This is a genomic window from Shinella sp. NM-101, from assembly GCF_021401195.1.
Lineage (GTDB): Bacteria > Pseudomonadota > Alphaproteobacteria > Rhizobiales > Rhizobiaceae > Shinella.
Map to the genome: position 1 here is coordinate 1 of NZ_JACBFT010000017.1, position 25,819 is coordinate 25,819.

General features: G+C 65.7%; 23 protein-coding genes and 1 tRNA gene. 15 read left to right on the top strand and 9 right to left on the bottom strand.

What is annotated here, in order from left to right; genetic code table 11:
- The first annotated feature begins 887 nt into the window (after positions 1 to 887).
- The 3 genes from L0976_RS23265 to L0976_RS23275 all read left to right on the top strand — a co-directional run bounded on the left by L0976_RS23265 (position 888) and on the right by L0976_RS23275 (position 4,137).
- Positions 888 to 1,964 carry a hypothetical protein gene (locus tag L0976_RS23265; protein ID WP_234189396.1) on the top strand — a complete coding sequence of 359 codons (1,077 nt, stop codon included), beginning with the start codon at positions 888 to 890 and terminating at the stop codon, positions 1,962 to 1,964.
- Between the two features lie 636 nt (positions 1,965 to 2,600).
- A complete protein-coding gene (locus L0976_RS23270) occupies positions 2,601 to 3,494 on the top strand; it encodes a hypothetical protein (RefSeq protein WP_234189397.1) in 894 nt (297 codons plus the stop codon).
- 442 nt (positions 3,495 to 3,936) lie between these two features.
- Positions 3,937 to 4,137, top strand: coding sequence for a hypothetical protein (locus tag L0976_RS23275; RefSeq protein WP_234189398.1), 201 nt, complete (start codon positions 3,937 to 3,939; stop codon positions 4,135 to 4,137).
- Between the two features lie 499 nt (positions 4,138 to 4,636).
- Here the strand turns inward: L0976_RS23275 and L0976_RS23280 are convergent.
- A tRNA-Gln gene (locus tag L0976_RS23280) sits at positions 4,637 to 4,711 on the bottom strand.
- A 178-nt stretch (positions 4,712 to 4,889) separates the two neighbouring features.
- On the opposite strand from L0976_RS23280, the gene L0976_RS23285 reads away from it, so the two are divergent.
- On the top strand, positions 4,890 to 5,186 hold the full coding sequence (locus L0976_RS23285) for a cupin (protein WP_203318134.1): 297 nt from the start codon (positions 4,890 to 4,892) through the stop codon (positions 5,184 to 5,186).
- A gap of 7 nt (positions 5,187 to 5,193) precedes the next feature.
- A complete protein-coding gene (locus L0976_RS23290) occupies positions 5,194 to 6,129 on the top strand; it encodes an MBL fold metallo-hydrolase (RefSeq protein WP_234189399.1) in 936 nt (311 codons plus the stop codon).
- Here the strand turns inward: L0976_RS23290 and L0976_RS23295 are convergent, their stop codons facing one another.
- The gene (locus L0976_RS23295; RefSeq protein WP_255696154.1) at positions 6,130 to 7,041 is read right to left on the bottom strand and encodes a DUF1499 domain-containing protein; all 912 of its coding nucleotides are present in this window, start codon (positions 7,039 to 7,041) and stop codon (positions 6,130 to 6,132) included.
- A gap of 243 nt (positions 7,042 to 7,284) precedes the next feature.
- Between L0976_RS23295 and L0976_RS23300 the strand changes: the two genes are divergently transcribed.
- A complete protein-coding gene (locus tag L0976_RS23300; protein ID WP_234189400.1) occupies positions 7,285 to 7,665 on the top strand; it encodes a hypothetical protein in 381 nt (126 codons plus the stop codon).
- A 142-nt stretch (positions 7,666 to 7,807) separates the two neighbouring features.
- Positions 7,808 to 8,062, top strand: coding sequence for a hypothetical protein (locus tag L0976_RS23305; RefSeq protein ID WP_203318131.1), 255 nt, complete (start codon positions 7,808 to 7,810; stop codon positions 8,060 to 8,062).
- Between the two features lie 12 nt (positions 8,063 to 8,074).
- Here the strand turns inward: L0976_RS23305 and ppdK are convergent, their stop codons facing one another.
- The 5 genes from ppdK to L0976_RS23330 all read right to left on the bottom strand — a co-directional run bounded on the left by ppdK (position 8,075) and on the right by L0976_RS23330 (position 16,193).
- Complete coding sequence (gene ppdK, locus L0976_RS23310) at positions 8,075 to 10,744, bottom strand: pyruvate, phosphate dikinase (RefSeq protein WP_234189401.1); 2,670 nt, start codon at positions 10,742 to 10,744, stop codon at positions 8,075 to 8,077.
- A gap of 165 nt (positions 10,745 to 10,909) precedes the next feature.
- Positions 10,910 to 11,056, bottom strand: a complete 147-nt coding sequence (locus L0976_RS23315; RefSeq protein ID WP_203318129.1) for a hypothetical protein — start codon at positions 11,054 to 11,056, stop codon at positions 10,910 to 10,912.
- Between the two features lie 81 nt (positions 11,057 to 11,137).
- Positions 11,138 to 14,602 (bottom strand): chromosome segregation SMC family protein, encoded by a 3,465-nt coding sequence (locus tag L0976_RS23320; protein WP_234189402.1) that lies wholly within the window; start codon positions 14,600 to 14,602, stop codon positions 11,138 to 11,140.
- A gap of 87 nt (positions 14,603 to 14,689) precedes the next feature.
- Positions 14,690 to 15,514, bottom strand: coding sequence for a DsbA family protein (locus L0976_RS23325; RefSeq protein ID WP_234189403.1), 825 nt, complete (start codon positions 15,512 to 15,514; stop codon positions 14,690 to 14,692).
- Positions 15,515 to 15,686: 172 nt separating this feature from the next.
- Positions 15,687 to 16,193: a DUF721 domain-containing protein gene (locus L0976_RS23330; RefSeq protein WP_234189461.1), complete on the bottom strand. Its 507-nt coding sequence runs from the start codon at positions 16,191 to 16,193 to the stop codon at positions 15,687 to 15,689.
- A 171-nt stretch (positions 16,194 to 16,364) separates the two neighbouring features.
- Between L0976_RS23330 and mutY the strand changes: the two genes are divergently transcribed.
- Both mutY and L0976_RS23340 read left to right on the top strand, forming a co-directional pair.
- Positions 16,365 to 17,459 (top strand): A/G-specific adenine glycosylase, encoded by a 1,095-nt coding sequence (gene mutY, locus L0976_RS23335; protein WP_234189404.1) that lies wholly within the window; start codon positions 16,365 to 16,367, stop codon positions 17,457 to 17,459.
- Positions 17,456 to 18,073, top strand: a complete 618-nt coding sequence (locus L0976_RS23340) for an HAD family phosphatase (RefSeq protein WP_234189405.1) — start codon at positions 17,456 to 17,458, stop codon at positions 18,071 to 18,073. The genes mutY and L0976_RS23340 overlap by 4 nt, the downstream gene beginning before the upstream one ends.
- Before the next feature lie 361 nt (positions 18,074 to 18,434).
- Here the strand turns inward: L0976_RS23340 and L0976_RS23345 are convergent, their stop codons facing one another.
- Entirely contained in the window at positions 18,435 to 19,565 is a 1,131-nt protein-coding gene (locus L0976_RS23345) for a site-specific DNA-methyltransferase (protein ID WP_203318124.1), read from the bottom strand.
- A 301-nt stretch (positions 19,566 to 19,866) separates the two neighbouring features.
- Here L0976_RS23345 and L0976_RS23350 point away from each other — a divergent pair, with 301 nt between their 5' ends.
- Entirely contained in the window at positions 19,867 to 20,556 is a 690-nt protein-coding gene (locus L0976_RS23350; RefSeq protein WP_234189406.1) for an HAD family phosphatase, read from the top strand.
- 176 nt (positions 20,557 to 20,732) lie between these two features.
- Here L0976_RS23350 and L0976_RS23355 read toward each other — a convergent pair whose 3' ends face one another.
- Entirely contained in the window at positions 20,733 to 21,299 is a 567-nt protein-coding gene (locus L0976_RS23355; protein ID WP_234189407.1) for a hypothetical protein, read from the bottom strand.
- A gap of 228 nt (positions 21,300 to 21,527) precedes the next feature.
- Between L0976_RS23355 and thrC the strand changes: the two genes are divergently transcribed.
- The 5 genes from thrC to L0976_RS23380 all read left to right on the top strand — a co-directional run bounded on the left by thrC (position 21,528) and on the right by L0976_RS23380 (position 25,753).
- Positions 21,528 to 22,925 carry a threonine synthase gene (gene thrC / locus L0976_RS23360; RefSeq protein WP_234189408.1) on the top strand — a complete coding sequence of 466 codons (1,398 nt, stop codon included), beginning with the start codon at positions 21,528 to 21,530 and terminating at the stop codon, positions 22,923 to 22,925.
- Between the two features lie 17 nt (positions 22,926 to 22,942).
- Positions 22,943 to 24,238 (top strand): pitrilysin family protein, encoded by a 1,296-nt coding sequence (locus tag L0976_RS23365; RefSeq protein WP_234189409.1) that lies wholly within the window; start codon positions 22,943 to 22,945, stop codon positions 24,236 to 24,238.
- 109 nt (positions 24,239 to 24,347) lie between these two features.
- Entirely contained in the window at positions 24,348 to 24,701 is a 354-nt protein-coding gene (locus L0976_RS23370; protein ID WP_234189410.1) for a cupin domain-containing protein, read from the top strand.
- Positions 24,702 to 24,827: 126 nt separating this feature from the next.
- Positions 24,828 to 24,977 (top strand): DUF1127 domain-containing protein, encoded by a 150-nt coding sequence (locus tag L0976_RS23375; RefSeq protein WP_203318118.1) that lies wholly within the window; start codon positions 24,828 to 24,830, stop codon positions 24,975 to 24,977.
- 182 nt (positions 24,978 to 25,159) lie between these two features.
- A complete protein-coding gene (locus L0976_RS23380; RefSeq protein ID WP_203318117.1) occupies positions 25,160 to 25,753 on the top strand; it encodes a GNAT family N-acetyltransferase in 594 nt (197 codons plus the stop codon).
- Positions 25,754 to 25,819 lie beyond the last annotated feature (66 nt).

The window sequence follows — 25,819 nt, forward strand, 5'->3', positions numbered from 1 at the left end:
GCTGACGACTGCGGCCCGGATTTCTGTCTCATCTTCGCTTCCTTTGATAGAGCTACGATGAGCCGAAAATCCTCTCTTCTCAACTAAACCAGTTCTGTCTCAAGGGCGCTGATCCGGGACATTGCCCAGGGCAACAGGATGATGCGCGCGCATTGGGGCGGAGTATCTGGGGAGCAGGGAATGGCAAGGTTCGAGGGCAAGAAATCGTGTCGTCATATTGAACCCGGTCACCATCCTCAGCCCCGATTACTTCGGCATATTCACAGAGTTGTGAATTATGTCACAGCGGATTGCAAGTTTGCAGCGCTCCCCCACCGCAGGGTTGTACCCAGTTTTTTTTATCACTACTCGCCCTTTGGCTATGAAGCGAACAATTGGCGGATTGCCGATAATTTCTCGAATCGCGGATAAAACCGTATTTCGCTGCCGTTATACATTGATTTCAATGTCATAAAGTTCGCTCTTGATCGCGGGACTGCGAATACGACCGCCAAATTCGGGCGTTTGTCGCAGTTTCTGGTCCATGGCGGCAGTTCGGAACGTCCTCATGGGCGGTGCGTCCGGCCCCCGTATGACACGCTTCACTTCAGTATGTACTTTGGTACCTGAACCGCTAGATTGATTCTGAGTTCTAAGAGATCCGTGAACTGCCCATGGCCTTTGAGCACCAACCGCCCACAAACTCGGTCGTTAAGCAGCTCTACGCCAGAGCATTTACGTGCGCCTTTCCTAGCTGTAATGAACCTCTCTTTCGGGAAGATCCTGTATCCGGAACTTGGGTATTGAACTCTCGAATCTGCCACATCTGCGCTCGCAGCGAGGGTGGCCCCAGATGGGACGCTCACCAGACGAGCGAGCGAAACCGATCCGTGGAGAACCTTGTCCTGATGTGCATCGCACACGCGAGCGTCATCGACGACCCGCTATTGCTGCATTCCTATCCCGCAGAGCTCCTGCGTACTTGGAAGGAGGAACAGCTAGCGGAACACCAACGCCGACGCGAAGGCTGGCCAATCACAAGCAAAGTGGCTGACGAAGCGTTGCTGGCATCCAAGGGCGCGACGATTTCCATCCGTGACTCAATCGTGCATCTAGGCGGCGAAGGCGGCCGGGTCTCTGGCGCCGGTGGAGGTGGAGGCGGTGCTATCGGTGACGGAGCACGCGCGGGGCGCGGCGGAAATGGCGGGCGGATCACAGACGCAGACGGAAAACCGTTGCCTCCGGAGGAACTGGAATATTTTCTAATATCAGGCGGTATACCTGCGCCAGGATCTGGCGGCGGCGGCGGGGGAGCAGTTGGTCCGGGTGCTATTGGCGGCGATGGTGGGGACGGTGGTGACGGTATGTCATTCACCGTGGAAGTGCAGCCGGGTGACGTCTTCGGTATCGAGATTGGTGAGGGCGGGAAAAGCACACGACAGCCGGGGCAACACCCGTCGCCCGGCGGTGATACGGTCCTCCGACATAGAACGGCAGCCGGGGAACTGATTCGAGAATATCGCGTTGCTGGCGGCAAAAGCGCCAAGTCGGGCAGGCTTCCCGACGATTGGGCCACCATTACTGCGGCAGACCTCGAGGGCGGCTTTCAAGTATCCACTCTTATGCCATTTACCACATGTGACTTCTATCAAGGGCGGCTACACATACTAGGCGGTGCATGGGAGGCTTTCAACGTACCCCAAGTTCCTTACGACGCGGCATGGCCGATAATCTGCATAGTCGGTTGGGAAAAGCTTGAGCCTGGCCACATGCGCGGACTGCAGATCTGCCTCACAAACCCAAGCGGCGAAGAGGTATCGAGAATTGCAGTTGGACTGCCACAAGCAGCTCTATCCGGTTTAAGCTACATCTGGCCGGTAATGATCGGCGCGACGTTTGATTGTGAGGGGTTCTGGGGGCTTCACGTTCAATCCGGTAAATACCTACTCTCGCGAATTTTGATCCGCATCTCCGTCGAGGCTTAGGCTTCCCGCATCATTTCCATGCCGTGGGCTCGTTCCATTATGCGTGTTGGTATTGAACGACCGAATCATTCACATACATCCCAACTTAATCGACGAATGACCGGGACGCACTGACCGATTGGAACGATTCGGACATGCGGGAATAAAAAGAAGCTTCCGGTGTTGCGCCGCAAGAGGTCGGATGAACACGAAAAGAACGCTATGCGGCTTATCACAACCGCACCCTATGATATCTGCGTTCGATGTTAACCATAGTGGAGCTCTATTCGTTCCGGATGTGTTCCCATCTCTTGCCGGAAAGGAACCCCCGGGCTATGCTAGTCGGGCGCTCAGAAACTGGAACCCCTGCAGACACTTAGCGGCCCCCGCCGGTGCGCCAACACCGAACGAGGGCCTGACCCGCAACCTTGTTAAGAAAGGCCTTGGGCTATGCTGATCCTTAAATGCTTCGCTTCCTGCGTGGAAGCATCTTCTCTCCATCCTCCTGTCGAAACCTGCCATTCCGCGCCGCCGTCGCGCGTTCGCGGCTGATCGCACCGATCGTCAGTTTACAGCGGTCGATGCGGAAATCATTTCCGCATTCGCGGACCCGCGTCCGCCGTGCTGGCGATCCTGATCCTCGATAGGAGAGACTTGATGAACCTGAACACCGACGGCGGTGCAACACCCGCCTATTCCCACGCCACAGACCTCGCGGTCCTGCTGCCTTCCCTCGAAGCCCTCGTCGACGAGATCGTCGCGTCCGGCCTGTCGCGCGATACGCTCGGCCGTGCGCTCGATACCGGCATGACGGAGGTGACCTCTGTGCTCCGCGCCGTGCCGGCCGCCGAAGGCAGATTGCTGGAGCGCGGCATCGGTCTCGTTGCCGGCCGCAATCCGGATCTTGTCGTGCTGACGCAGAATCTGCGCCTGCCGGTCACGAAAGCCGCCAGCGAACTGGTCGAAATGAATGATCCCAGTCTCTACCGCTCGCTGAGCCTCGACGCCGACAGCGGCGGGCGCAAGTCCTACACGCCCGACCTCTTGATCCTGAACAGACGGACTGAGGTGGCGCATCTCATTGACGTGAAGCGCAGCCTCGGCTCGTACGAGTTGTCGCGCATCGCCGAACTGAAAAACAGGATGCTGGCAGCGGCGCTGGTCGTTCCGGACCTGCTCTACAAGGAGCATCGCCGTCTTCGTGCGAAGGAAGTGCGCGTCGTCATTCTCAATGCCGAGAACCAGCGGGCGGATATCGACGGCGGCGTCTGGCCGCTTTCCCATCTCGACCATCTTCTCGAGGTCGATGGCGCTGGCAGCGTGATGGCGCATCTGCGCGAGCTCTTCCAGCGCCGGGTCGAGGAGAACTGGTCCGCGGCGCTGACCAGCCGACGGGATGCCGGCATGACGATGACTGCCGGCGGCAAGGCCGGGAAAGCGCCGCACCTCCACTGCGGTGAGGACGATGTCTGCGGTTCGGACAGTGTCCGCATCTCGCAGCTTCCCGTGTCGATAGGCTTTGCGCGAGCGCCGCGGGCGGCAAGCCTGTAGCGCGCCGGCCACTCCTTCTTTCCATTGCTGAACTATTTTGCGCCTGGTCCCTCGGACAGGCGATGAGGAGACGTCTGTCATGACGCAACTGATTTCCAACATCATTCCTTTCCCGATCTCGCCACACCTGCGGACGATGAAGGTCCCGACGGCATCCGAGCGCGTAGCCGAGACCGTTGCCATTGCATCCATCGGTGAGCACACGGTCACTGCTAAGGACCGGGCAGGCTGTGGCCGGTGTCTGCGCAGCCAGCGGAAATTGCTCGGGGACCGGCCGTGCAGAGGGCGCCGCCGCGGCTGTTGCGGTCGGTAGCACGACCTGAGCCGACAGCGCGGCCTGCACAAGTGCAAGATCGTCTTCCCGCACGCCGGACCAACGCCGCTCCGTGTTGAGGAGCGCTGCCGCCATACCGCGCATGTAGATTGATTCTGCCTCCCGGAAATGACCGTCGACAAGCGGGATGCCGTGCTGCTTCAGGATACCTTCCAGTTCCTGCCTGCCGGGACGGGCGAAGCCGGATGCCCTGTGGAATTCGAGACTCGTCCTGACGCGGTCGATCATATCGTCGTCGAGACCGGCCTTGCGCAATTCGCGTTCTTCCACGGGACCTACAACCGCGCTGTCGCCCTGCGCCGCGTATAGCCGGATGGCCCATGCGGAAGCGGTCTCGCTCCGGCGGCTTTTCTGGGCGTCACGGCCGGGCGCGATGGAGTCGAGATAGTCGCTGTGCTTTTTCGCGACCTGGATCAGGATTCTCCTGGCGTCTTCCGTCGAAATCATCTTGGCTTTCAAGGCTGGCAAAAGACGATCGCTGGCGAGCGCAAGCTCGGGCGCAATCCTCCTCGCCAGTTCCATCTCCTTGGTGTTGAGGCTCAGTTCGAGCCGCATCCAAGCACGCGCTCCGGTTCCATTCGGTAAACGCCGCCGCCACCAGTAGATCGAACCGCGTCTGAAGACGTGCTGAATTGCCGTCATGCTGAACCCTTTCTGAAAGGGTGAGCAGGACCTCGTTCGCCTTCCCGTAAGACAGCTGTGTACGACAGTCGTGTAAGACAATCCTGTACGACAGTGCCCTGAATTCGATTCCCAGCTAACTCGGAAGTGCTGGAAAACCGCGATTCTGACTGGAAGAAGGAAGCGCTGGCTGGGGCGCCAGGATTCGAACCTGGGAATGCCGGTACCAAAAACCGGTGCCTTACCGCTTGGCGACGCCCCAACACGGCGGGAGCCTGATAGCAAAGCGGGAGGGCGCGGACAATGCCTATGTTCCGCTTTGCTGCGATTATTGTCCGCAGTCCCGCGCGATTTCGCGGCGGGCCCGTCTTCGCGCTTGGCAGGCGGGCGGCGCGGCGATAGGGTCCGGCCAGATCCTGCTTTCCTGACGAGGAGCCGCCATGTCCCAGTTCCGCGCCCGCCCGCCGGCCGTGCCCACGATCCTCCTCGACGACCAGGTGGTGCGCGTGACCCGCTGGGATTTCGAGCCCGGCGCCGATACCGGCCATCATGTGCACGGGCTCGGCTACGTGGTCGTGCCGATGACGGACTGCGACTTCCTCCTGGAGGAGGAGACGGGAGAGCGGCGCGTCCACACCAAGGCCGGCGCGGTCTACCGGCGCGAGGCGGGCATCGCGCACAATGTCGTCAATGGCGGCGACAAGCCGATGAGCTTCATCGAAATCGAATACAAGTGACGCTGCCGTGAGCGCCGCCAGGCAGGACGCCCCGCGCTTCGACCTCGCCTTCCAGCCGGCCTATGGCGAGGCCGTGCCGGTGGCCCCGCGCGTGCAGCGCATCACCGTCAACAACCCGAGCCCCTTCACCTTCCACGGCACGAACAGCTACATCGTCGGCGACCGTTCGGTGGCGGTGATCGATCCGGGGCCGGAGGACGAGGCGCATTTCCGGGCGCTGATGCAGGCGCTTGCCGGGCGCGAGGTGACGCATATCGCCGTCAGCCACACGCATCGCGACCATTCCCCGCTCGCCCGCCGCCTCAAGGCGCAGACGGGCGCGCTGATCGTCGCCGAAGGGCCGCACCGCGCGGCGCGGCCGCTCCATGCCGGGGAGAAAAACCCCTTCGCCGAAAGCGCGGACACGGATTTCGTGCCCGACATCGCGCTCGGCGAGGGCGAGACGGTCGAGGGCGACGGCTGGGCGCTGACGGCGCTGCTGACCCCCGGCCACACCGCCAACCACGCCGCCTTCGCGCTCGACGGGCCTGACGGCATCGTCTTTTCCGCAGACCATGTGATGGCCTGGGCCACCACCATCGTCGCGCCGCCCGACGGGGCGATGGCGGACTACATGGCCTCGCTGGAGCGGCTGCTGGAACGGGACGACCGCATCTACTTTCCGGGCCACGGCGGGCCGGTGAAGGAACCCGCCTCGTTCCTGCGCGGGCTGCGCACGCACCGGCGCATGCGCGAGCGGGCGGTCCTCCAGCGCATCCGCGCCGGCGACCGGCTGATCGCTGATATGGTGAAGGTGATCTACCGCGAGACCGATCCGCGCCTGCATGGCGCGGCGGCGCTCTCCGTGCTGGCGCATCTGGAGGACCTCGTGGCGCGCGGCGAGGTCGTCACCGAGGGGCCGCCGTCGCTCCATGGGCTCTACTTCCCCGCGCCGGGGCTCTGATCAGTCGCCTGCGATGCCGAGCAGTTCGGCGTCGAGCGCCTTGAGATAGCCTTCCACGAGTTCGGCACCGATGCCGAGATCGTGCGGCCCGTAACGCGAGGCAGCGCGCATGTCGACCAGCGTCGTCTCCGCCTCCTCGCGCAGGCGGATCACCACATCGAAGCGGAAGCCGAAGACCGGCGAGCGCCACTCGCCCTGCAGGAGCACGTCGCCGCTGCCGGCGACATGCGGCGCCAGCGGCGTTTCGAGCGGGCGGGCCTCGGGGATCGGCACCTCGCCGAGCGCCTCGGCGCTGCGCGCCACCTTGTTCGGGTCCACAACGAGGTCCTCGAGATCGGCGAGGATGTTGTCGAGGCCGTCCTCGGCGGTGATCGCGATGCCATAGGCGGCAGCGACCTTGCGCGCGCCCTGGTGGACGCGGTCGAGCGCGCCCTCGTAGCGCCGGCCGGAAAGGCCGGGATAGGCTTCGAGCTGCACCTCGCGGTCGCGCGGCGTCACCATGGCCGCGCGCGGCAGCCAGTCCTGCTCGGCCGAGGGCACGGCAAGCCAGGGCGGGACGGAAACGGTGTCCGTCGTCACGTCGTAGAGGGCCGGCTTGTAGAAATAGGAATAGAGCGCCGCCGCCGCGACGCCGAGCGGCAGCAGCGCGAAAAGCAGCGCCGCGAGCGAAGCCTTGCCGCCCCGCGCGCCGACCTGCCACAGGCGTGCAAGGCCGATCGCCGCGAGCACCACCGCCAGCGCCGCCGTCATCGAGGCGAAACCGGCCAGCGCGAGGAAATGCGGCGTGGTCAGCGGGCCGAAGCGATGCGACAGCACGACGGCGACGAACAGCAGGCAGGAAAAAAGCGAGAGCCGCCGGGCCCAGTGCGCCGCATGGGAAACGGGCCGTTCGTACTGGATCGTGATCGCCATGGCCTCACCGGATGCTCGCGGCGCCGCTGCCGCCCTTTCTCCCTAGCGCAAAGGGGCGGGATTTTCCACCGGCCCGGTGCGTCACCATGGCAGGGGTTTTCGCCGGGACGAGAACGAAAATTCTTGCGTGCCGCAAATTTGCCACGCTCGTTAACGAGTTTTCATAAACGGGGGTATCCGATTCACGCGCCTGCGGACGAGGCCGCTTCGCAGGACTGCCGGAATTGATCTAGGAGCAAGACGATGTTGCCGACGCAGACAGCCGCCGACACACCTGTTGCCAGCAATGCTGGCGAACCCGCCCTCCCCCTGGAGCTTCTGGAACTCGAACTTTCGCTCGACGGATTTTCCGGCGACGCGGAGAGCTTCGCCGATGCCGTGCGCAATGCGGCGGACCAGGTCGGCGGCGATTTCCTCTTCGACCTGCCCGCCTCCGGCCTTGCGGAAGACTGCCTGCGCATCGCGGCGCTGCGCGTGCCGAACAGCGAGGACGGCGCGCTCTCCGTGGTGTTCGCCCTGCTCGATGCGGAAGGCGCGGCCGTGCGGGTGGAAAATCCCGACGAGCAGACCGAGGGCCTGAAACGCTTCGCGGAGGCCTTCGTCGACGTGCTGCAGCGCATCTAGGGCGATTTCGAACAGGAAGCAGCCGGCTCTCCGCGCGACGCTACGGGATGCAAAATCGCGTCCATGGAGACCGCTCGACGTCTTGCCGGCGCGCCCGTCGCGGCCTATCTCCATGGCACGCAACAGACCGTCCGGAGCCGACATGTCCACGATGTTCCAAAGACTAGCCGCCCTTGCCGTCACCGCCCTCGTCGTCGCGGGCTGCCAGACGGCGGAGGAAGCCCGCATGGCGGACGAGAACCGCTGCGTCGGTTACGGCTTCCGCCCGCGCACCGACGCCTTTGCCGAGTGCCTGCAGCGCATCGACCTCGACCGCCGGGCATCGCTGCGCCGGGCAAGCCGCGACGCGCTCTACATGCCGCCACCGGTCATCATCGTGCGCGAGCGCCGGCACTGACCGGCCCGGGCATCAGGCCTTGCCGCCGCTGAAGGCGGCCTGCGCGGCGGCGAGCCGCGCGATCGGCACGCGGAAGGGCGAGCACGACACGTAGTCCAGCCCCGCATCCTCGCAGAAGCGGATCGAGGCCGGATCGCCGCCATGCTCGCCGCAGATGCCGAGCTTGAGGTCGCTGCGGGTCTGCCGGCCGCGCTCGGCGGCGATGCGGATGAGTTCGCCAACGCCATCGAAATCGAGCTGGACGAACGGGTCCTGCTCGACGATGCCCTTCTGGATATAGGTCGACAGGAACGCCGAGGCGTCGTCGCGCGAGATGCCGAAGGTCGTCTGCGTCAGGTCGTTGGTGCCGAAGGAGAAGAACTCGGCCGATTCGGCGATGACATGGGCGCGCAGCGCGGCGCGCGGCAGCTCGATCATCGTGCCGACGAGATAGTCGATCGGCACGCCGCTCTCGGAAATCACCGCCCTGGCCACCGCCTCGATGCGGGCCTTCACATAGTCCAGTTCCGCCTTGAGGCCGACCAGCGGCACCATGATCTCCGGCACGACGGCGGCGCCCGTCGCCTTGGCCGCTTCCGTCGCGGCCTCGAAGATGGCGCGGGCCTGCATCTCGGCGATCTCGGGATAGGAGATCGCCAGGCGGCAGCCGCGATGGCCGAGCATGGGGTTGAACTCGTGCAGCGTGTCGACGCGGCGGCGCAGCACGGATTCGTCGATGGCAAGGGCGGCGGCGACCTCGGCGATCTCCTCGTCGCTCTTCGGCAGGAATTCGTGCAGCGGCGGGTCGAGCAGGCGGATCGTCACCGGGAGGCCGTGCATGATCTCGAAGAGCTCGGCGAAGTCCGAGCGCTGCATGGGCAGCAGCTTGGCAAGCGCGGCCCTTCGGCCGGCCTCGTCCTCGGCGAGGATCATCTCGCGCATCACGTTGATGCGCGCGCCCTCGAAGAACATGTGCTCGGTGCGGCAGAGGCCGATGCCCTCGGCGCCGAAGGAGCGTGCCGCGCGGGCATCCGCAGGCGTCTCGGCATTGGTGCGCACCTTCATGCGGCGCGTGCGGTCGGCCCATTCCATGATGCGGCCGAAATCGCCGGAAAGCTCCGGCTGGAGCATGGGGATCTCGCCCTTCAGGACCTGGCCGGAGGAGCCGTCGATGGTGATGACGTCGCCCTTCCTGAGCGTCAGCCCTTGCGCGACCAGCAGTTCGTTGCGCAGGTCGACGCGCAGCGTGCCGGCGCCGGAGACGCAAGGGGTGCCCATGCCGCGCGCCACCACCGCCGCGTGGCTGGTCATGCCGCCGCGCGTGGTGAGGATGCCTTCGGCGGCGTGCATGCCGTGGATGTCCTCCGGGCTCGTCTCGATGCGCACGAGGATGACCTTGCGGCCCTCCTCCTCCGCCCTGACCGCCTCTTCCGAGGTGAAGACGATCTCGCCGGTCGCCGCGCCGGGCGAAGCGGGCAGGCCCGAGCCGATGACGTCGCGGCGCGCGCGCGGATCGATGGTCGGATGCAGGAGCTGGTCGAGCGAGGCGGGATCGATGCGCGAGACGGCCTCGCCCTCGCTGATCATGCCCTCCGTCGCCATGTCGACGGCGATCTTCAGCGCCGCCTTGGCGGTGCGCTTGCCCGAGCGGGTCTGGAGCATCCAGAGCTTGCCGCGCTCGATGGTGAATTCGAGATCCTGCATGTCGCGGTAGTGGCGTTCCAGCCGCTCGCAGATGTCGCGGAATTCGGCGAAGGCCTCCGGCATCAGCTTTTCCAGCGACGGCCGGTCGGAGCCGGAGGCAAGGCGTGCCTCCTCGGTGATGTTCTGCGGCGTGCGGATGCCGGCGACGACATCCTCGCCCTGCGCATTGACGAGGAACTCGCCGTAGAGCTTGTTCTCGCCCGTTGAGGGGTTGCGCGTGAAGGCGACGCCCGTGGCCGAGGAATTGCCGAGATTGCCGAAGACCATGGCCTGGACGTTGACGGCGGTGCCCCAGACGGCGGGGATGTTGTGCAGTGTGCGGTAGGTGACGGCGCGGGCGTTCATCCAGCTTGCGAAGACGGCGCCGATGGCGCCCCAGAGCTGGACTTCCGGGTCCTGCGGGAATTCCTCGCCCAGTTCCTCCTCGATCACCTGCTTGTAGCGGGCGATGACATGCTGCCACTCGACGGCGGAGAGCTCGGTGTCCTGCTCGTGGCCGAGCCGGCCCTTCTCGTCTTCCAGGATTTCCTCGAAGACCTCGTGGTCGAGGCCCATGACGACGTCGCCGTACATCTGGATGAAGCGGCGGTAGCTGTCCCAGGCGAAGCGCGCGTCGCCCGCGTCGTGGCCGAGCGCCTCGACCGTCCGGTCGTTGAGGCCGAGGTTGAGCACGGTGTCCATCATGCCGGGCATGGAGGCGCGGGCACCGGAGCGCACGGAGAGCAGCAGCGGCTTCGTCGTGTCGCCGAAGGCGCGGCCGGTGGTCGCCTCCATAAGGCGGATCCCGTCGCGGACCTGGTCCTTCAGGCCTTCGGGCAGCGTGCGGCCGTTCTCGTAGTAATGGTTGCAGGCGGAGGTGACGATGGTGAGCCCCGGCGGCACCGGCAGGCCGAGATTGCACATCTCGGCAAGGTTCGCGCCCTTGCCGCCGAGCAGGTTGCGATCGCCCGCGCTGCCTTCGGCACGGCCTCCCCCAAAGGTATAGACCCACTTCTCCATCGACGCCTCCCAAATGCGTGCGCACAATCTACAGGAACTGCATCCCTTTGAAAACGCGGCGCGAAGGGAATTTTGCTGCAACGCATCAATTTTGCGACGGCAATGCAACATAACGCGAGGACGATGAAAGCCGCGTCCCGGCGGAACACGGCTTCAGCGGTCGGCTCAGTTTTCCTGGATGGAAAGGCCCTGCTCGTTCAACTGGATCTCCACGCCGTCAGGCTTCTTCTCCTGCTGCCAGGCATAATAGGAAAAGCCGGCCACCACGACGATGAGGGCGCCGATGATCATGTAAAGTGCGTTTCTGTTCACGTTTGGTCCCCGATTGCATTGTCGCCTGCGGGATCGCGCAGGCGCTGACTAATGCATTGGACGGGCTTTTGTTCCATGGGCTCAGGAGGCTTCGCGCAACTGCTCCGCCGTCTGCAGGTCCACCGACACGAGCTGCGAAACGCCCTGCTCGGCCATGGTGACGCCGAAGAGGCGGTTCATGCGGGCCATGGTGATGGGGTTATGGGTGATGATGACGAAGCGGGTCTCGGTGGAGGCCGCCATCTCGTCCATCAGGTTGCAGTAGCGTTCGACATTGTGGTCGTCGAGCGGCGCGTCCACCTCGTCCAGCACGCAGATCGGCGCGGGATTGGTGAGGAAGACGGCGAAGATCAGGGCCATGGCCGTCAGCGCCTGCTCGCCGCCGGACAGCAGCGTCATGGTCTGCGGCTTCTTGCCGGGCGGGCGGGCGAGGATTTCGAGGCCGGCATCGAGCGGGTCGTCGCTCTCGATGAGCTGCAGCTCCGCCGTGCCGCCGCCGAAGAGATGGGTGAAAAGGCGCTGGAACTGCACGTTGACGACATCGAAGGCGGCAAGCAGGCGCTCGCGGCCTTCGCGGTTGAGGCTCTGGATGGCCGAGCGCAGCTTGCGGATCGCCTCGATGATGTCTTCCCGCTCGGCGACGAGGGCGTCGAGCTTCTCGGTGAGTTCCTTCTGCTCCTCCTCGGCGCGCAGGTTGACGGCGCCGAGCCGTTCGCGCTCCATCTTCAGCCGGTCGAGCTCCCGTTCGCGCTCGCGCGGGTCGGGCAGCGGGGCGTCGGCGGGGTGGCCGGTGAGGCGCAGGGCCTCGTGCGGCGCGCAGGACAGCGCCTCGCGGATGCGCGCCTCGCCCTCGACGCGGCGCTCGCGGGCGGAGACGAGGCGCTCTTCCGCGCGCCCGCGCGTCTCGCGGGCCTCGGCGAGCTGCGAGAGGGCGGTCGCGGCGAGGCGGTCGGCCTCGCGCTGGCGGTTCTCGGCTTCCTGGAGGGCATCGGCGGCTTCGCGGCGGGCGGCCTCGGCATTGGTGAGGCCGGTCAGGAGCTCACGGCGCTTTTCCTCGATCTCGTCGGGAGCCTCGGCGAGCTCTTCCATCTCCTCGCGGGCCTCGCCTTCGCGCTCGCGCAGGGTGGCGATGTGGCCTTGCGCATTGGCGGCGCGGCTCCGCCACGTCTCGCGCTCGGCCGAGATGGCCATGAGGCGGCGGCGGCGGTCGGCCATCTCGCGGGCAAGGCCGTCGTGGGCGGCGCGGGCCTCGGCGAGCGTCGCGCGGTCGGTCGCCACATCCATCGTGTGGGTGCGCAGGCGCAGGTCGAGATCGGCGAGGTCGGGGGCGTCTTCCAGCGCGGCGCGGGCATCCTCCAGCGATTGCGCCGCTTCCTCGACCTGGGTTTCGATCTGCGCGCGCGTTTCCGAGAGCACGGCGCGGCGGCGGATGAGGTCGCCGGAGGCGCGCTCGGCCGCTTCCAGCGCCTCGCGCGCTTCGGCCAGCGTGCGGGTGGCGTTCCGCTGGGCCTCGCGCGCCGCCTGCTGGCGCTGCGTCTCGGCGCGGATCGCTTCAGTGGCGCGGGCAAGATCGGCTTCCGCTTCGGCGAGCGCCGCGCGGGCGTCTTCCGCCTCGGTTTCGAGTTCGGAAAGGCGGTTCTTCTGTTCGAGGCGAAGGGCGGCGGCGCTCGGCGCATCGGCGCCGGTGACGTGGCCGTCCCAGCGGAAGACCGCGCCCTCGCGGGTGACGAGCCGCTGGCCGGGCCTCAGCTTCGGCAGGAGCGACAGCGCCTGCTCCACGCTTGGCGCAATGCCGATCTGGGCGAGGCGGCGGTGCAGGACTTTTGGCGCACGGACATGGGTAATCAGCGCGGGCACGCCGTCCGGCAGGGCGGCGTCGCCCGAGGCGTCGCCGGATTGCCGCCAGTGCACGGGCGCATCCACATCCGCGGGCGAATCGAGATCGTCGCCGAGCGCGGCGCCGAGCGCGGTTTCATAGCCGCGGTCGACATCGACCTCCTCCACGACGGGGGCGAAGGAACCGCCGGCAGCACCGGCCTCCAGCATGCGGCGGATGGTGCGGGCTTCCGTCTCGATGCCGGCAAGGCGCGCGCGGGCGGCATCGACCGGGCCGCGCAGGGCCGATTCGTTGAAGCGGGCTTCTTCCAGGGCTTCCTCGACGGCGACGAGCATGTCGCCGGCCGCCTCCAGCGCCTCCTCGGCGGACTGCACGGCCGCGCGGCGCTCCTCCGGGTCGGGAAGCGCGGCGATGCGCACATCCATCTCCTCAAGCTCGCGCGCCTGCGCATCGAGCTGCTGGCCGAGGCGGAGATGGCGCTCCGAAAGATCGCGGATCGCCTTTTCGAGCTGGTTGCGCACGGCCTGCGCCTCCGCACGCTCGGCGGTGACGGCGGCAAGGGCGGCTTCGCTTTCGGAGAGTTTCGCGGCGGCCTCGTCCATCGTCTCGCGGGCGGCCTCGGCGCGCTCGTCGGCCTCGGCGAGGATCTCGCCGATCTCCTCCTCCTCCGCCGCCAGCCGCTCCAGCACGGCGGCATTGTCGGCCACCATGCGTTCCTCGCGGGAAATGTCCTCGGCGAGCTGGGCGAGGCGGCGGGTGAGTTCGTCGCGGCGGCGCAGGAGGCGGGCGGAATCCTCTTCGAGCTGTGCGCGGGCGATCTGCAGGCGCTGGAGCACGGCGGCGAGCTTGGCCTCGTTCTCGCGCAGTTCCGGCAGCTTCAGGCTGGCAACGGCCTGGTCCTTGGCCGCCTGCATCTGCGCATTGGCGCGCTCGGCGACGAGCGAGGTCGCCTGGTTGAGCTGGCTTTCCGCCTCGCCCTCGGCCTCCTTGGCCTGCGCCCAGCGGATATGCAGCAGCATCGCCTCGTGGCGACGGATGTCGGCCGAGAGCGCCTTGAAGCGGTTCGCCTGGCGCGACTGGCGCTTCAGGCTCTCGATCTGGCTGTCGAGCTGCGAGGTGACGTCTTCGAGCCGTTCGAGATTGGTCTCGGCGGCGCGCAGGCGCAGCTCCGCCTCGTGGCGGCGGGAATGGAGCCCGGAAATGCCGGCGGCCTCTTCGAGAAGCTGGCGGCGGGCCTGGGGCTTCGCCTGGATGAGTTCGCCGATGCGGCCCTGCCCCACCATGGAGGGCGAACGGGCGCCGGTCGAGGCGTCGGCGAAGAGGAGCTGCACATCCTTGGCGCGCGCCTCCTTGCCGTTGATGCGGTAGATCGAGCCGTTCTCGCGCTCGATGCGGCGCGTCACCTGGATCTCGTCCTCGCCGTTGAAGGCGGCGGGCGCGGTGCGGTCGGAATTGTCGAGATAGAGGCCGACTTCGGCGGTGTTGCGCGCCGGGCGGTTGCCGGAGCCGGAGAAGATGACGTCGTCCATGCCGGACGCGCGCATGTTCTTGTAGGAGTTCTCCCCCATCACCCAGCGCAGCGCCTCGACGAGATTCGACTTGCCGCAGCCGTTCGGCCCGACGACGCCGGTCAGGCCCCGCTCGATGACGAATTCGGTGGGTTCGACGAAGGACTTGAAGCCGAGGAGGCGGAGCTTGGTGAATTTCATGCGGCACCCATGAGGACGGACGCCACCGACCAATGAAAAGCGGGCGCACGGCTTCCGCCGTCGCCCGCCGAAAATCCGGTCGAAGGATCAGAGCATGCTGTCGATGAGGGCCGACATGGTGTCAACCGACATGTCCCCCGAATAGCGCTTGCCGTTGATCAGGAAGGTCGGGGTCGCTGCAACACCGAATTCCTTGGCACCGCGTTCGCGTACCGCGTTCACATCATCCAGAAGCTTCTGGTTCGTCAAGCAGGCCTGGAAGCTCTCCTGTGTAAAACCGGCAAGCTTGGACATCTGCAGCAGCGCTTCGCGGCCGTCCTGCGCGGCGGCCCAGGTCTCCTGCTGCTTCATCAGCATGGAGATCATCGGGAAATACTGCGCGGCCTCGTTGAGCTTCGTCGTGTCCTGCGGGTTGCAGCGCGCCAGCATGAAGGCGGCCGCCGCGCGCGGATCGAACGGGAACTCGCGCACGATGAAGCGCACCTTGCCGCTGTCGACATACTTCGTCTTGATGGCGTCGAAGGTGTTGTTGTGGAAGGCGGCGCAATGCGGGCAGGTCGTCGACATGTATTCGACGATGGTGACCGGGGCGTTCGCCTCGCCGAGCGCCATGTCCGGCAGGGCGCCGGCCTTCAGCACCTCCGCCATGTCGACGCTGCCCTCGGAGGAGGGAAGCTCGACGGACCTGGTTTCGGCGGCCGGGGCCTGCGCCGTTTCGGTCGTCGCGGCGGTGGTCTCGCTCGTCGTGGCCGGAGCGGGCGTTGCGCTTGCGGTTTCGCTGGTCGTGGTTTCGGAAGCCTTGGCGGTCTCCTCCTTCTTCTCGTCGGAGCAGGCGGCGAGCGTCACGGCGAGCGCCGCCACGGCGACGCCGGTCAGGAGGCGCTTCATCAGGCTCATTTCGGAAAGGGACATGGTCTCTCCTGTCGGAAGGGATGTAGAATTCTCGTCGTTGCCGCAATGTCGGGAGAAAAACCGCGGGACACTTTTCCTCGAATTGCTTCAGCCACCCCCGTTATACCTGCTTTGGGGCGGGAACAAGCGGTGTGGAGGCCAGTAACTTCAAAGAAATGTGACCGTTCGATGATCAGCGCCGCCGCCCGAGCACGGCCGTGCCGAGGCGTTTGAGCGCGGCCTTCAGCGCTTCGCCCTCGATGCCGTCGACGAGCTCGTCGAGATGGCGCGCCGCCGCGCCCGTCAGCGGACGCGGGCGTGCACGATGAGGCATATGGACGGTCACCGGCTTCTGCACGATCCTGACCTGGTTGACGGCGGGAAAACCGAAGAAGCCGTTGATGCGCTGGATGATCTCGCCCTGCTGGTGGCTGAGGAAGAGCGCGCGCGCGCCCTCGCAGGCGATCGTCAGCACGCCGGGCTGGTGGCCGCCCCCCTCGCCCGCCATTTCAGAGGCGCGGCGCGGCCAGGCGATGCGCTCGGGCCGCGTGCATTCGGCGAATTCGGCGCCGGCGATCTCCTCCCACGAGCCGAGCAGCATCGTGTTGATGCCGGCGCGCTTGGCCAGCACCGGATCTATGAGGCCGTTGGCGACCTCGCTGATCTGGACGACACCGCGTCTCGACTGGCGTGCGGGCATTTTCGCGTTCACGTTTTACCCCTTACGGGAAAATATTCCTTTTTGTCCGCAAGGCACCTTGAACATCGCGGACCACTCCGCCAGTTATAGAGCAAATCCAGCAAAAGTGTGCAGCGGTTTTGCGCGCGGCTGCGTCACGAAAAGAAGCGCCCCGATCCCGTTCAGGCCCTCATGACCCAAACCCACCGGACCGCGGCGCCTGCCGACCTCATTCTTGCCTGGTACGACCGGCACCACCGCGACCTGCCGTGGCGGGTGAGCCCGCCGATGGCGGCGCGGGGGATCGCGCCCGATCCCTACCGCATCTGGCTTTCCGAGGTCATGCTGCAGCAGACGACCGTGCAGGCGGTCAAATCCTATTTCGCGCTCTTCACCGCGCGCTGGCCGACCGTGACGGACCTCGCAAACGCCGACAACGAGGACGTGATGAAGTCCTGGGCGGGCCTCGGCTATTACGCCCGCGCCCGCAACCTCAAGAAATGCGCCGAAGCCGTCGCCTTCGAGCATGGCGGCATCTTTCCCGATACGGAGGAAGGCCTGAAGGCCCTGCCCGGCATCGGCGACTATACGGCCGCCGCCATCGCCGCCATCGCCTTCAACCGCAGGAGCGCGGTGCTCGACGGCAATGTCGAGCGCGTCGTCTCGCGCCTCCACGCCATCGAGACGCCGCTTCCGGCGGCAAAGCCGCAGATGCGCGCGCTGGTGGCCGCGATGACGCCGGACGACCGGCCGGGCGACTTCGCCCAGGCGATGATGGATCTCGGCGCGACGATCTGCACGCCGCGCCGCCCGGCCTGCGCGCTCTGTCCGCTCAATGCGGACTGCCGGGTGCTGGGGCGCGAGGATCCCGAACTCTATCCGCGCAAGGCGGCGAGGAAGGAAAAGCCCGTGCGGCTCGGCGCGGCCTTCATCGCCGAGGACGAGACCGGCGCCGTCTTTCTGCGCAAGCGGGCGGAGAGCGGCCTTCTCGGCGGCATGACGGAAGTGCCGGGCAGCCCGTGGACGGCGCGGATCGACGGCGAGACGGGCGTTTCCGCCGCGCCCTTTCCCGCCGCGTGGCAGGCCTGCGGCACCGTCGTCCATGTCTTCACGCATTTCGAGTTGCGCCTCAGCGTCTACCGTTCCATGGTTTTGCGGGATGCGGGCGCCGGCGCCGGGTGGTGGCAGGCGAAGGAGACGCTCGACGGCGAGGCCCTGCCCACCGTCATGAAGAAGGCCATAAAACAGGCCATACCCGACGCATTTCAAAAGGCGAGGAAAGCATGAGCAGCATCGAGATCCGACACATCGTCTTCGACATCGGCAGGGTGCTGATCCATTACGATCCGCATATCCCCTTCGCCCGGCTCATTCCGGACGATGCGGAGCGCAACTGGTTCTTCACCAATGTCTGCACGCACGACTGGAACCTGGAGCAGGACCGCGGGCGCGGATGGGAGGATGCCGAGGCGCTGCTGATCGAGGCGTTTCCCGACCGCATCGAGCATATCCGCGCCTTCCGCAAATACTGGCACGAGATGGTCTCGCACGCCTATGTGGAGAGCGTGGCGATCATGGAGACGCTGATCTCGCAGGAGCGCGACGTCACCATGCTGACCAATTTCGCGGCCGACACGTTCAGGGAGGCGCGCAAGCTCTTCCCCTTCCTCGACATGCCGCGCGGCGTCACCGTCTCGGGCGAGGTCGGCCTCATCAAGCCGGACCTTGCGATCTACGAGAAGCACAGCCGCGACTTCGGCCTTTCGCCCGCGCACACGCTCTTCATCGACGACGCCCCGGCCAATGTCGACGGCGCGCGCCTTGCCGGCTGGAACGCCGTGCTGTTCACCGACCCGGAAAAGCTGAAGAGCGACCTTGCCGCGCACGGCATCGCGCTGTGACCGCACTTCATATGAGCCTGAAAACCGAAACGCCCGGAGCCTTGCGGCTCCGGGCGTTTTCGCATTTCCGGGACTGAAGGTACAAAAACCGGAAAGCGAGATCCTGCCTGCCCGGCCGGTTGATCGGCCCTGGCTTTCGCAACGATTTCCGTTGCTTGGCCTGATGTGTTTGCCCGATCACACTAAGCGGGCGATGGTTAACACGGATTGAACGCGGCACCGGAAATATGCGGGGCACGAGAGGTGTGGCGCACTTTTTGGCCGCCCCTCATCCAGCCTGAACGCCCATGTCAAAAGCCACAGCCCCCGGTGCAGGGAACACCGGAGGCCGCGGCTGGAGGAAGGGTCGGACGTCGCCGGATTATTCGAGGCCGGCCATGCCGGAGCGCACGACGGCGCGCAGCGCGTCGATCGGCTTCAGCTCGGCGCCGTCGGCATAGTGCCAGAAGGTCCAGCCGTTGCAGGCATCGAGGCCCTGCACCTTCGCGCCGACGCGGTGGATGGAGCCCGCGTCGCTGCCCGAGGCGAGCGTGCCGTCGGCGCGCACGATGGCGCTGTGGCGGCGGCGGGCATCGGTCAGCACCGTGCCGGGGGCGATGAGGCCGCTCTCGATCAGCGTGTTGAAGGCGACGCGCGGTTCGGCCTTCTTGCCGCTCATCACGGAAAGGGTGCCGGAGCCGAGCGGCTCGACCGCATCGATGCGTGCGCGGGCGGCGTCGATATAGCCCTGCTCGCGCTCGATGCCGACGAAGTGGCGGCCGAGGCGCTTGGCGACGGCGCCGGTCGTGCCGGAGCCGAAGAAGGGATCGAGCACCACGTCGCCGGGCCTGGAGGAGGCCATCAGGATGCGGGCGAGAAGCGCTTCGGGCTTCTGCGTCGGATGCACCTTCTTGCCGTCGGCGTCCTTCAGCCGCTCGCCGCCGTTGCAGATCGGGAAGAGCCAGTCCGAGCGCATCTGCACGTCGTCGTTGGCGGCCTTCATGGCGTCGTAGTTGAAGGTATAGCCCTTGGCCTTCGGGTCGCGGGTCGCCCAGATCATCGTCTCGTGCGCGTTCTGGAAGCGGCGGCCCTTGAAGTTCGGCATCGGGTTGGTCTTGCGCCAGACGATGTCGTTGAGGATCCAGAAATTGAGATCCTGCAGGGTCGCGCCGACGCGGAAGATGTTGTGGTAGGAGCCGATGACCCAGATCGTGCCGGAGGGCTTCAGCACCCGGCGGCAGGCGAGCAGCCAGGCGCGGGTGAAGGCGTCGTAGGCCTCGAAGGAGGCGAACTGGTCCCATTCGTCGTCGCAGGCGTCGACAAGGCTCTGGTCGGGGCGGTGCAGCGCGCCGCCGAGCTGGAGATTGTACGGCGGATCGGCGAAGATGACGTCGACGGACTGGTCGGGCAGCGCCTCGAGCGCGGCAACGCAGTCGCCCTTGATGATGGTGTCGAGCCAGCCGCTCTTGCGGGGCGAACGGGAGACGTCTGCAAGCGAAAGAACAGATGGCATTTTTTACTCGCTGATACGCTTACTCGGAACGGAACTTGATGGTGCTCATGGTTACCGAAGATGGTTACCAAAGGCTGAAAGGTTTGGAGAAAAAGCAAAATCCGTTCGCGCGGACATCGGACGGGCGCGGCTCTGCGGCGTCCTGCATGGCTCCCTCCCCGATTCGGCAATTGTCCGCATTCGCCCTTTCGTGTAGGGAAGCCGCGGCTTCACGGGCGGGTGCGCCCACGGTTCTTCCGCGGTTCCAGATGCGGGCCTTTCCAGGCCCTGCCGGCACCGCCCCTACGAAAGACAGCAGCTCATGAACGGTTTCGATCTCATCATCTTCGACTGCGACGGCGTTCTGGTCGATTCGGAAATCATCGCGGCGGAGGTGGAATCGGCGCTGCTGACGGATGCGGGCTATCCGATCGGCGCCGAGGAAATGGGCGAGCGCTTTGCCGGCATGACCTGGCACAATATCCTGCTCACCATCGAGCGCGAGGCGTCCATCCCGCTCTCGGCCTCCCTGCTCGACAAGTCGGAAAAGCTGCTCGACCTCAGGCTCGCGCAGGAGGTGAAGATCATCGATGGCGTCAAGGCGATGCTCTCGCGCGTGCGCAAGCCCTATTGCATCTGCTCGAATTCCGCCGCGCACCGCCTCGACATGATGCTGACGAAGGTCGGGCTGCGGGAGGTGTTCGGGCCCTATGTCTATTCTGCGAAGGACCTCGGTCCCGACCGGGTGAAGCCGAAGCCGGACATCTTCCTGCACGGCGCCAAGCAGTTCGGCGCCGACCCGGCGCGCACGCTGGTGGTCGAGGATTCGGTGCACGGCATCGCCGGGGCGCGGGCCGCCGGCATGCGCGTCGTCGGCTTCACCGGCGCCTCGCACAGCTATCCTTCCCATGCCGACCGCCTGACGGAAGCGGGCGCGGAAACCGTCATCTCGCGCATGAGCGAGCTGCCGGACATGATTGCCGCGCTCGCGGAGTGGCAGGACGCGATCTGACGCCGTTCGAACGCCTGGAAAAGCAAAGGCCGCGGAATGCTCTTCCGCGGCCTTTTTGCACAAGGGCTTGAGCCCTAGAGCATTTCCGCTTTCCTTCGAATCGCGAAAATGCTCTATCCTTTTGTTTCTACGCAATTCCGGACGCAAAACCGCTGCGCACTTTTGCTGGAATTGCTCTAGTTCCTTTTCTTCTTCGCCGGGCCGTCCTCGAAGCCGACATAGACCTTCGTGAAGCCGCCCGAGCCGCCGGGAACGACGATATTGCCCTGCGTGAAGATGAACTGGCCCGCGCCGCCGTCGGTGGGGATCTGGACCGGGAACTGCACCAGTTCGGAATAGAGCGAGTTGGTGCCGTCGAGCACCGAGACGCGGATCGGCACGTTGACGGTGCCGGAGGCGCCCACCGGGCCGATGACGACGCGGCCCTGCACCATCACGGTCATGACGAGCTGGCTTTCGTTGAGCACGCACTGGCGCGTCGTGTCGGCGAGCGTCACCTGATAGGCGAGGTTCTGCGGGTCGTCCTTGGCGCCCTTGCCGTAGCGCTGTAGCACGGCGGTGCCGTCGCGCAGGAAGACCTGCGGGCACGATCCCTGCACGACGGCGACCTGCGTCTGCTGCTGGTGGGCCGTCTGCACACCGGACGGATCGCTCGTCACGCCGAGGTCGGCGGGCTTGTCGGTCTGGTTGCAGCCGGCGACGACGGCGAGAAGGGAGATGCCGAGAAAACGGCGGACAGTCATTCCAAACACGTTGCGTTCTACCCCTGCGATCAGGCCCCGCCCCCGGCGTCCGAGCCTTTCGGAACTCTTTCACGGGTCTTTTCACGACCCCTGGCGATGGTCTATAGCAGCGGCGCGGCGAAAAATCGATTGTCGAATGAAACCGCCGGCATAATTTCGGACGAGCCCGCCCCCGATAGCGCGGACGGCGGGACGCAACGGCATTTGCAATTCCAAGGACGTGTGACCGTGGACTATGTTTCGACGCGGGGCGAGGCCCCTTCCCTCGGCTTTTCCGATGCGCTGCTGGCGGGCCTTGCCCGCGACGGCGGCCTCTACGTGCCGCGGCAATGGCCGACCTTCTCGAAGAAGGCGATCCGGGCGCTGCGCGGCAAGTCCTACGAGGAGATCGCCTTCACGGTTCTTTCCCCCTTCGTCGAGGGCGACATTCCCGCCGATAAATTCCGGGCGATGATCGACGAGGCCTATGCCACCTTCCGCCACCCGGCGGTCGCGCCGCTCGTCCAGACCGGGCCGAATTCCTTCGTGATGGAGCTCTTCCACGGCACGACGCTCGCCTTCAAGGACGTGGCGATGCAGCTCCTCGCCCGGCTGATGGACCATGCGCTGACCGTCCGCGGCGAGCGCGCCACCATCGTCGGCGCCACTTCGGGCGACACCGGGGGCGCGGCCATCGACGCCTTTGCCGGGCGCGAGCGCACCGACATCTTCATCCTCTTCCCGGAAGGCAAGGTCTCGCCGGTGCAGCAGCGCCAGATGACGACCTCGACGGAAAAGAACGTCCACGCGCTGGCCGTCAAGGGCAATTTCGACGACTGCCAGAACCTCGTGAAAGCGATGTTCAACGACACGAAGTTCCGCGACGGCGTGAAGCTCTCCGGCGTCAACTCGATCAACTGGGCGCGCATCATGGCCCAGATCGTCTACTATTTCACCACGGCCATCGCGCTCGGCGGGCCGGACCGCAAGATCTCCTTCACCGTGCCGACCGGCAATTTCGGCGACATCTTCGCCGGCTATGCCGCCAAGCGCATGGGCCTTCCCATCGACAAGCTGGTGATCGCGACGAACGAGAACGACATCCTCGCCCGCACGCTGAAGACCGGCCGCTACGAGATGAAGGACGTCAGGGCCACCACCTCGCCCTCCATGGACATCCAGATCTCGTCGAACTTCGAGCGGCTGCTGTTCGAATCCCACGGGCGCGATGCCGGGGCGGTGCGCCGCGCCATGGCGAGCCTGAAGCAGTCGGGCGCCTTCGACATCGAGGAGGCCGCGCTGAAGGCGATCCGCAAGGAGTTCCGCGCCGGCCGCGCCTCCGAAAAGCAGGTGGCGCAGACGATCCGCCAGACGCTGGAGCGCACCGGCTACCTGCTCGACCCGCATTCGGCCATCGGCGTCTTCGTCGCCACAAAGCACGAGAAGCCGAACGCGCCCATGGTGACGCTCGCCACCGCCCATCCGGCGAAATTCCCCGCCGCAGTAAAATCGGCATGCGGTATTGACCCGGCGCTTCCGACGTGGCTTGCTGACCTCATGCAAAGGGAGGAGCGGTTCGACGTCCTCGATGCGAAGCTCGATGCGGTGGAAGCCTTCATCGGGAAACATACGCGTGTTCGTGGCTAGAAACGCAGAAAGTGCGCATGATGAAAGTTGAGTGCACCCGGCTCTCGTCCGGGTTGACCGTGGTGACGGAAAACATGCCCCATCTCGAGAGCGTGGCTCTCGGTGTCTGGATCAAGTCAGGCTCACGCAACGAAACCACGGACGAGCACGGCATCGCCCATCTCCTCGAACACATGGCCTTCAAGGGCACCGAGCGCCGCTCCGCCCGCCAGATCGCCGAGGAAATCGAGAATGTCGGCGGCGAGGTCAACGCCGCCACCTCGACCGAGACCACCTCCTACTACGCCCGCGTGCTGAAGGACCACGTCCCGCTCGCGGTCGACATCCTCGCCGACATCCTGACGGAGTCCGCCTTCGACGAGGAGGAGCTTCGCCGCGAGAAGCACGTCATCCTCCAGGAGATCGGCGCGGCGAACGACACGCCCGACGACGTGGTGTTCGACAAGTTCTCCGAGGTCGCCTATCGCGGCCAGATCATCGGCCGCGCCATTCTCGGCACGCCGGACACGGTGCTGTCCTTCACGCCGGGCGAGATCCGCAACTATCTCGACCGCAACTACACGACGGACCGCATGTTCGTCGTCGCGGCCGGGGCGGTGGACCACGACGAATTCGTGCGCCAGGTCGAAAGCCGGTTTTCCTCGCTGCCGACAGCGCCGAAGGTCTCGCCGATCTTCGAGCCCGCCCGCTATACCGGCGGCGACATACGCGAGACGCGCGACCTCATGGATGCGCAGGTGCTGCTCGGCTTCGAGGGCAAGGCCTACCATGCCCGCGACTTCTACTGTTCGCAGATCCTCGCCAACATCCTCGGCGGCGGCATGTCCTCCCGCCTCTTCCAGGAGGTGCGCGAGCACCGGGGCCTTTGCTACTCGATCTATGCCTTCCACTGGGGCTTTTCGGACACCGGCATCTTCGGCATCCACGCCGCAACGGGCGGCGAGAACCTGCCCGAGCTGATGCCCGTCATCTTCGACGAGCTGAAGAAGACCTCCGAAGCGATCGACCAGCAGGAAATCGAGCGCGCCCGCGCGCAGATCCGCGCGCAGCTCCTGATGGGCCAGGAGAGCCCGGCCGCCCGCGCCGGCCAGATCGCCCGCCAGATGATGCTCTACGGCCGTCCGATCCCCAACGAGGAACTGATGGAGCGCCTTGCCGGCATCACCATCGAGCGCCTGACGGACCTTGCCGGCCGGCTGTTCTTCGACACGGTGCCCACGGTCTCGGCGATCGGCCCGCTGGAGCATCTGGTGCCGACGGGCGACATCGCACGGTCGCTGTCGCGCGGGACCATCGATCGCGCGGCAAGCTGAGCCTCGCCCCCGACGATCGGAACGGCCAGCCGGCAAAGACTATCCTCGACGCTGTCGGAACAGGCGCGGCCTGACCGTCCTTGTGGCATGTCCGCAGGAGGAAGACGTCATGGAGAAGACCGCCGCACTCATCGAGCGCGCCGAATGGGCCGAACGGCCCGACGCCTGGAAGGGCGAGTTCGAGGGCAAGCGGTTCGGAACGAACGTCTCCGTGGTCTTCTACACGACGGACGAGGTCGGGCGCGGCCCGCGGCTCCACCGGCATGCCTATGACGAGGTGTTCATCGTGCGCGAGGGCCGCGCGCTCTTCACGGTGGGCGAGCGGCAGATCGAGGCGGTGGCGGGGCAGATCGTGTTCGGCCCCGCGGGCGTGCCGCACAAGTTCGTCAATCTCGGGCCGGGCCGGCTGGAGACGACCGACATCCACGTGACCGGCACGATCGCGCAGGAAGACCTGGAGTAGCCCGGCTGCCTCCATTTCGGGCAGTCTCCGGCCGCCATGCAACGCGCGCATGCCTCTGCTGCAAGCATATGCATTTTCCAAGGGCAAGCGATCGCATACATAGTGGGCAACCCGAAGGAGTTGACCATGAACATCATCGCAAAGCTCAAGAAGAACGCTGCCGACCGCCGCGCCGTGCGCGAACTGAACGCCCTCGACGACCGCGCCCTGCAGGACCTCGGCATCTCGCGCTCGAACATCCAGTCCGCCGTAAAGGGCTTCCTGGTATTCGGCTGAGGACGCGCCTTCGCCCTTCCCAGAAGGGCACATTTCCAGACGATGCAACCCGCCGCGAGGCGGGTTTTGTCTTTTCCGGCTTCCTTTTCGCAAACCCGCCCGACACCATTTGACGGCGCCGAACCTGCTGGCATAGTCTTGCGGGGAATGCGCGCCACGGGGCGGCGCGCGCGGAGGATTGGATGACACGGTCGGTTTTTCGGTTTCTGTCACGGCAGTCCGACACCGTCGAGCTGACCGGGGACCGGCATTTCCTTCGCCTGCCCCGCTTCCAGGATTATCGCCAATGGTATGCGCTGCGCTCGGAGAGCCGGCGCTTCCTCGAGCCGTGGGAGCCGACCTGGCGGAACGACGAGCTGACCGAGAGCGCCTTCCGCGCCCGGGTGGTCAGGAACGAGCAGGAATTCTCCTCCGGACAGGCCGTGCCGCTCCTCGTCTTCGCCCGCGAGGACAAGACGCTGCTCGGCGGGCTCACCGTCGGCTATATCAGGCGCGGGGCCGCGCAATGCTGCATGGTCGGCTACTGGATGGGCGAGCGCCATGCCGGCCAGGGCCACATGTTCGGCGCGCTGAAACTCGCCATACCCTATATCTTTTCGAGCCTTCAGTTGCACCGTATCGAGGCAGCCTGTATTCCAGACAATACAAGAAGCATACGCCTCCTTGAAAAGGCCGGCTTTCAGCAGGAAGGCTACCTTCGGGAGTATCTGAAGATAAACGGGCAGTGGCGCGACCACGTCATGTTCTCGCTCCTGGCGGCCGACAGGCAGCCGTGAGCGGCATGATGGACGCGGCAGGACTGGGCAGTACCTAAGGACAATGCACTTTCAATGACGTCTTCC

Coding starts and splice junctions, on each gene's coding strand:
- L0976_RS23265 (WP_234189396.1), top strand. CDS start 888: ATGTGCATCGCACACGCGAGCGTCATCGACGACCCGCTATTGCTGCAT.
- L0976_RS23355 (WP_234189407.1), bottom strand. CDS start 21,299: ATGACTGTCCGCCGTTTTCTCGGCATCTCCCTTCTCGCCGTCGTCGCC.
- L0976_RS23340 (WP_234189405.1), top strand. CDS start 17,456: ATGAGCAGCATCGAGATCCGACACATCGTCTTCGACATCGGCAGGGTG.
- L0976_RS23350 (WP_234189406.1), top strand. CDS start 19,867: ATGAACGGTTTCGATCTCATCATCTTCGACTGCGACGGCGTTCTGGTC.
- L0976_RS23370 (WP_234189410.1), top strand. CDS start 24,348: ATGGAGAAGACCGCCGCACTCATCGAGCGCGCCGAATGGGCCGAACGG.
- L0976_RS23380 (WP_203318117.1), top strand. CDS start 25,160: ATGACACGGTCGGTTTTTCGGTTTCTGTCACGGCAGTCCGACACCGTC.
- L0976_RS23320 (WP_234189402.1), bottom strand. CDS start 14,602: ATGAAATTCACCAAGCTCCGCCTCCTCGGCTTCAAGTCCTTCGTCGAA.
- L0976_RS23295 (WP_255696154.1), bottom strand. CDS start 7,041: ATGGCGATCACGATCCAGTACGAACGGCCCGTTTCCCATGCGGCGCAC.
- L0976_RS23330 (WP_234189461.1), bottom strand. CDS start 16,193: ATGCCCGCACGCCAGTCGAGACGCGGTGTCGTCCAGATCAGCGAGGTC.
- L0976_RS23300 (WP_234189400.1), top strand. CDS start 7,285: ATGTTGCCGACGCAGACAGCCGCCGACACACCTGTTGCCAGCAATGCT.
- L0976_RS23375 (WP_203318118.1), top strand. CDS start 24,828: ATGAACATCATCGCAAAGCTCAAGAAGAACGCTGCCGACCGCCGCGCC.
- L0976_RS23285 (WP_203318134.1), top strand. CDS start 4,890: ATGTCCCAGTTCCGCGCCCGCCCGCCGGCCGTGCCCACGATCCTCCTC.
- ppdK (WP_234189401.1), bottom strand. CDS start 10,744: ATGGAGAAGTGGGTCTATACCTTTGGGGGAGGCCGTGCCGAAGGCAGC.
- mutY (WP_234189404.1), top strand. CDS start 16,365: ATGACCCAAACCCACCGGACCGCGGCGCCTGCCGACCTCATTCTTGCC.
- L0976_RS23275 (WP_234189398.1), top strand. CDS start 3,937: ATGACCGTCGACAAGCGGGATGCCGTGCTGCTTCAGGATACCTTCCAG.
- L0976_RS23305 (WP_203318131.1), top strand. CDS start 7,808: ATGTCCACGATGTTCCAAAGACTAGCCGCCCTTGCCGTCACCGCCCTC.
- L0976_RS23270 (WP_234189397.1), top strand. CDS start 2,601: ATGAACCTGAACACCGACGGCGGTGCAACACCCGCCTATTCCCACGCC.
- L0976_RS23365 (WP_234189409.1), top strand. CDS start 22,943: ATGATGAAAGTTGAGTGCACCCGGCTCTCGTCCGGGTTGACCGTGGTG.
- L0976_RS23345 (WP_203318124.1), bottom strand. CDS start 19,565: ATGCCATCTGTTCTTTCGCTTGCAGACGTCTCCCGTTCGCCCCGCAAG.
- L0976_RS23325 (WP_234189403.1), bottom strand. CDS start 15,514: ATGTCCCTTTCCGAAATGAGCCTGATGAAGCGCCTCCTGACCGGCGTC.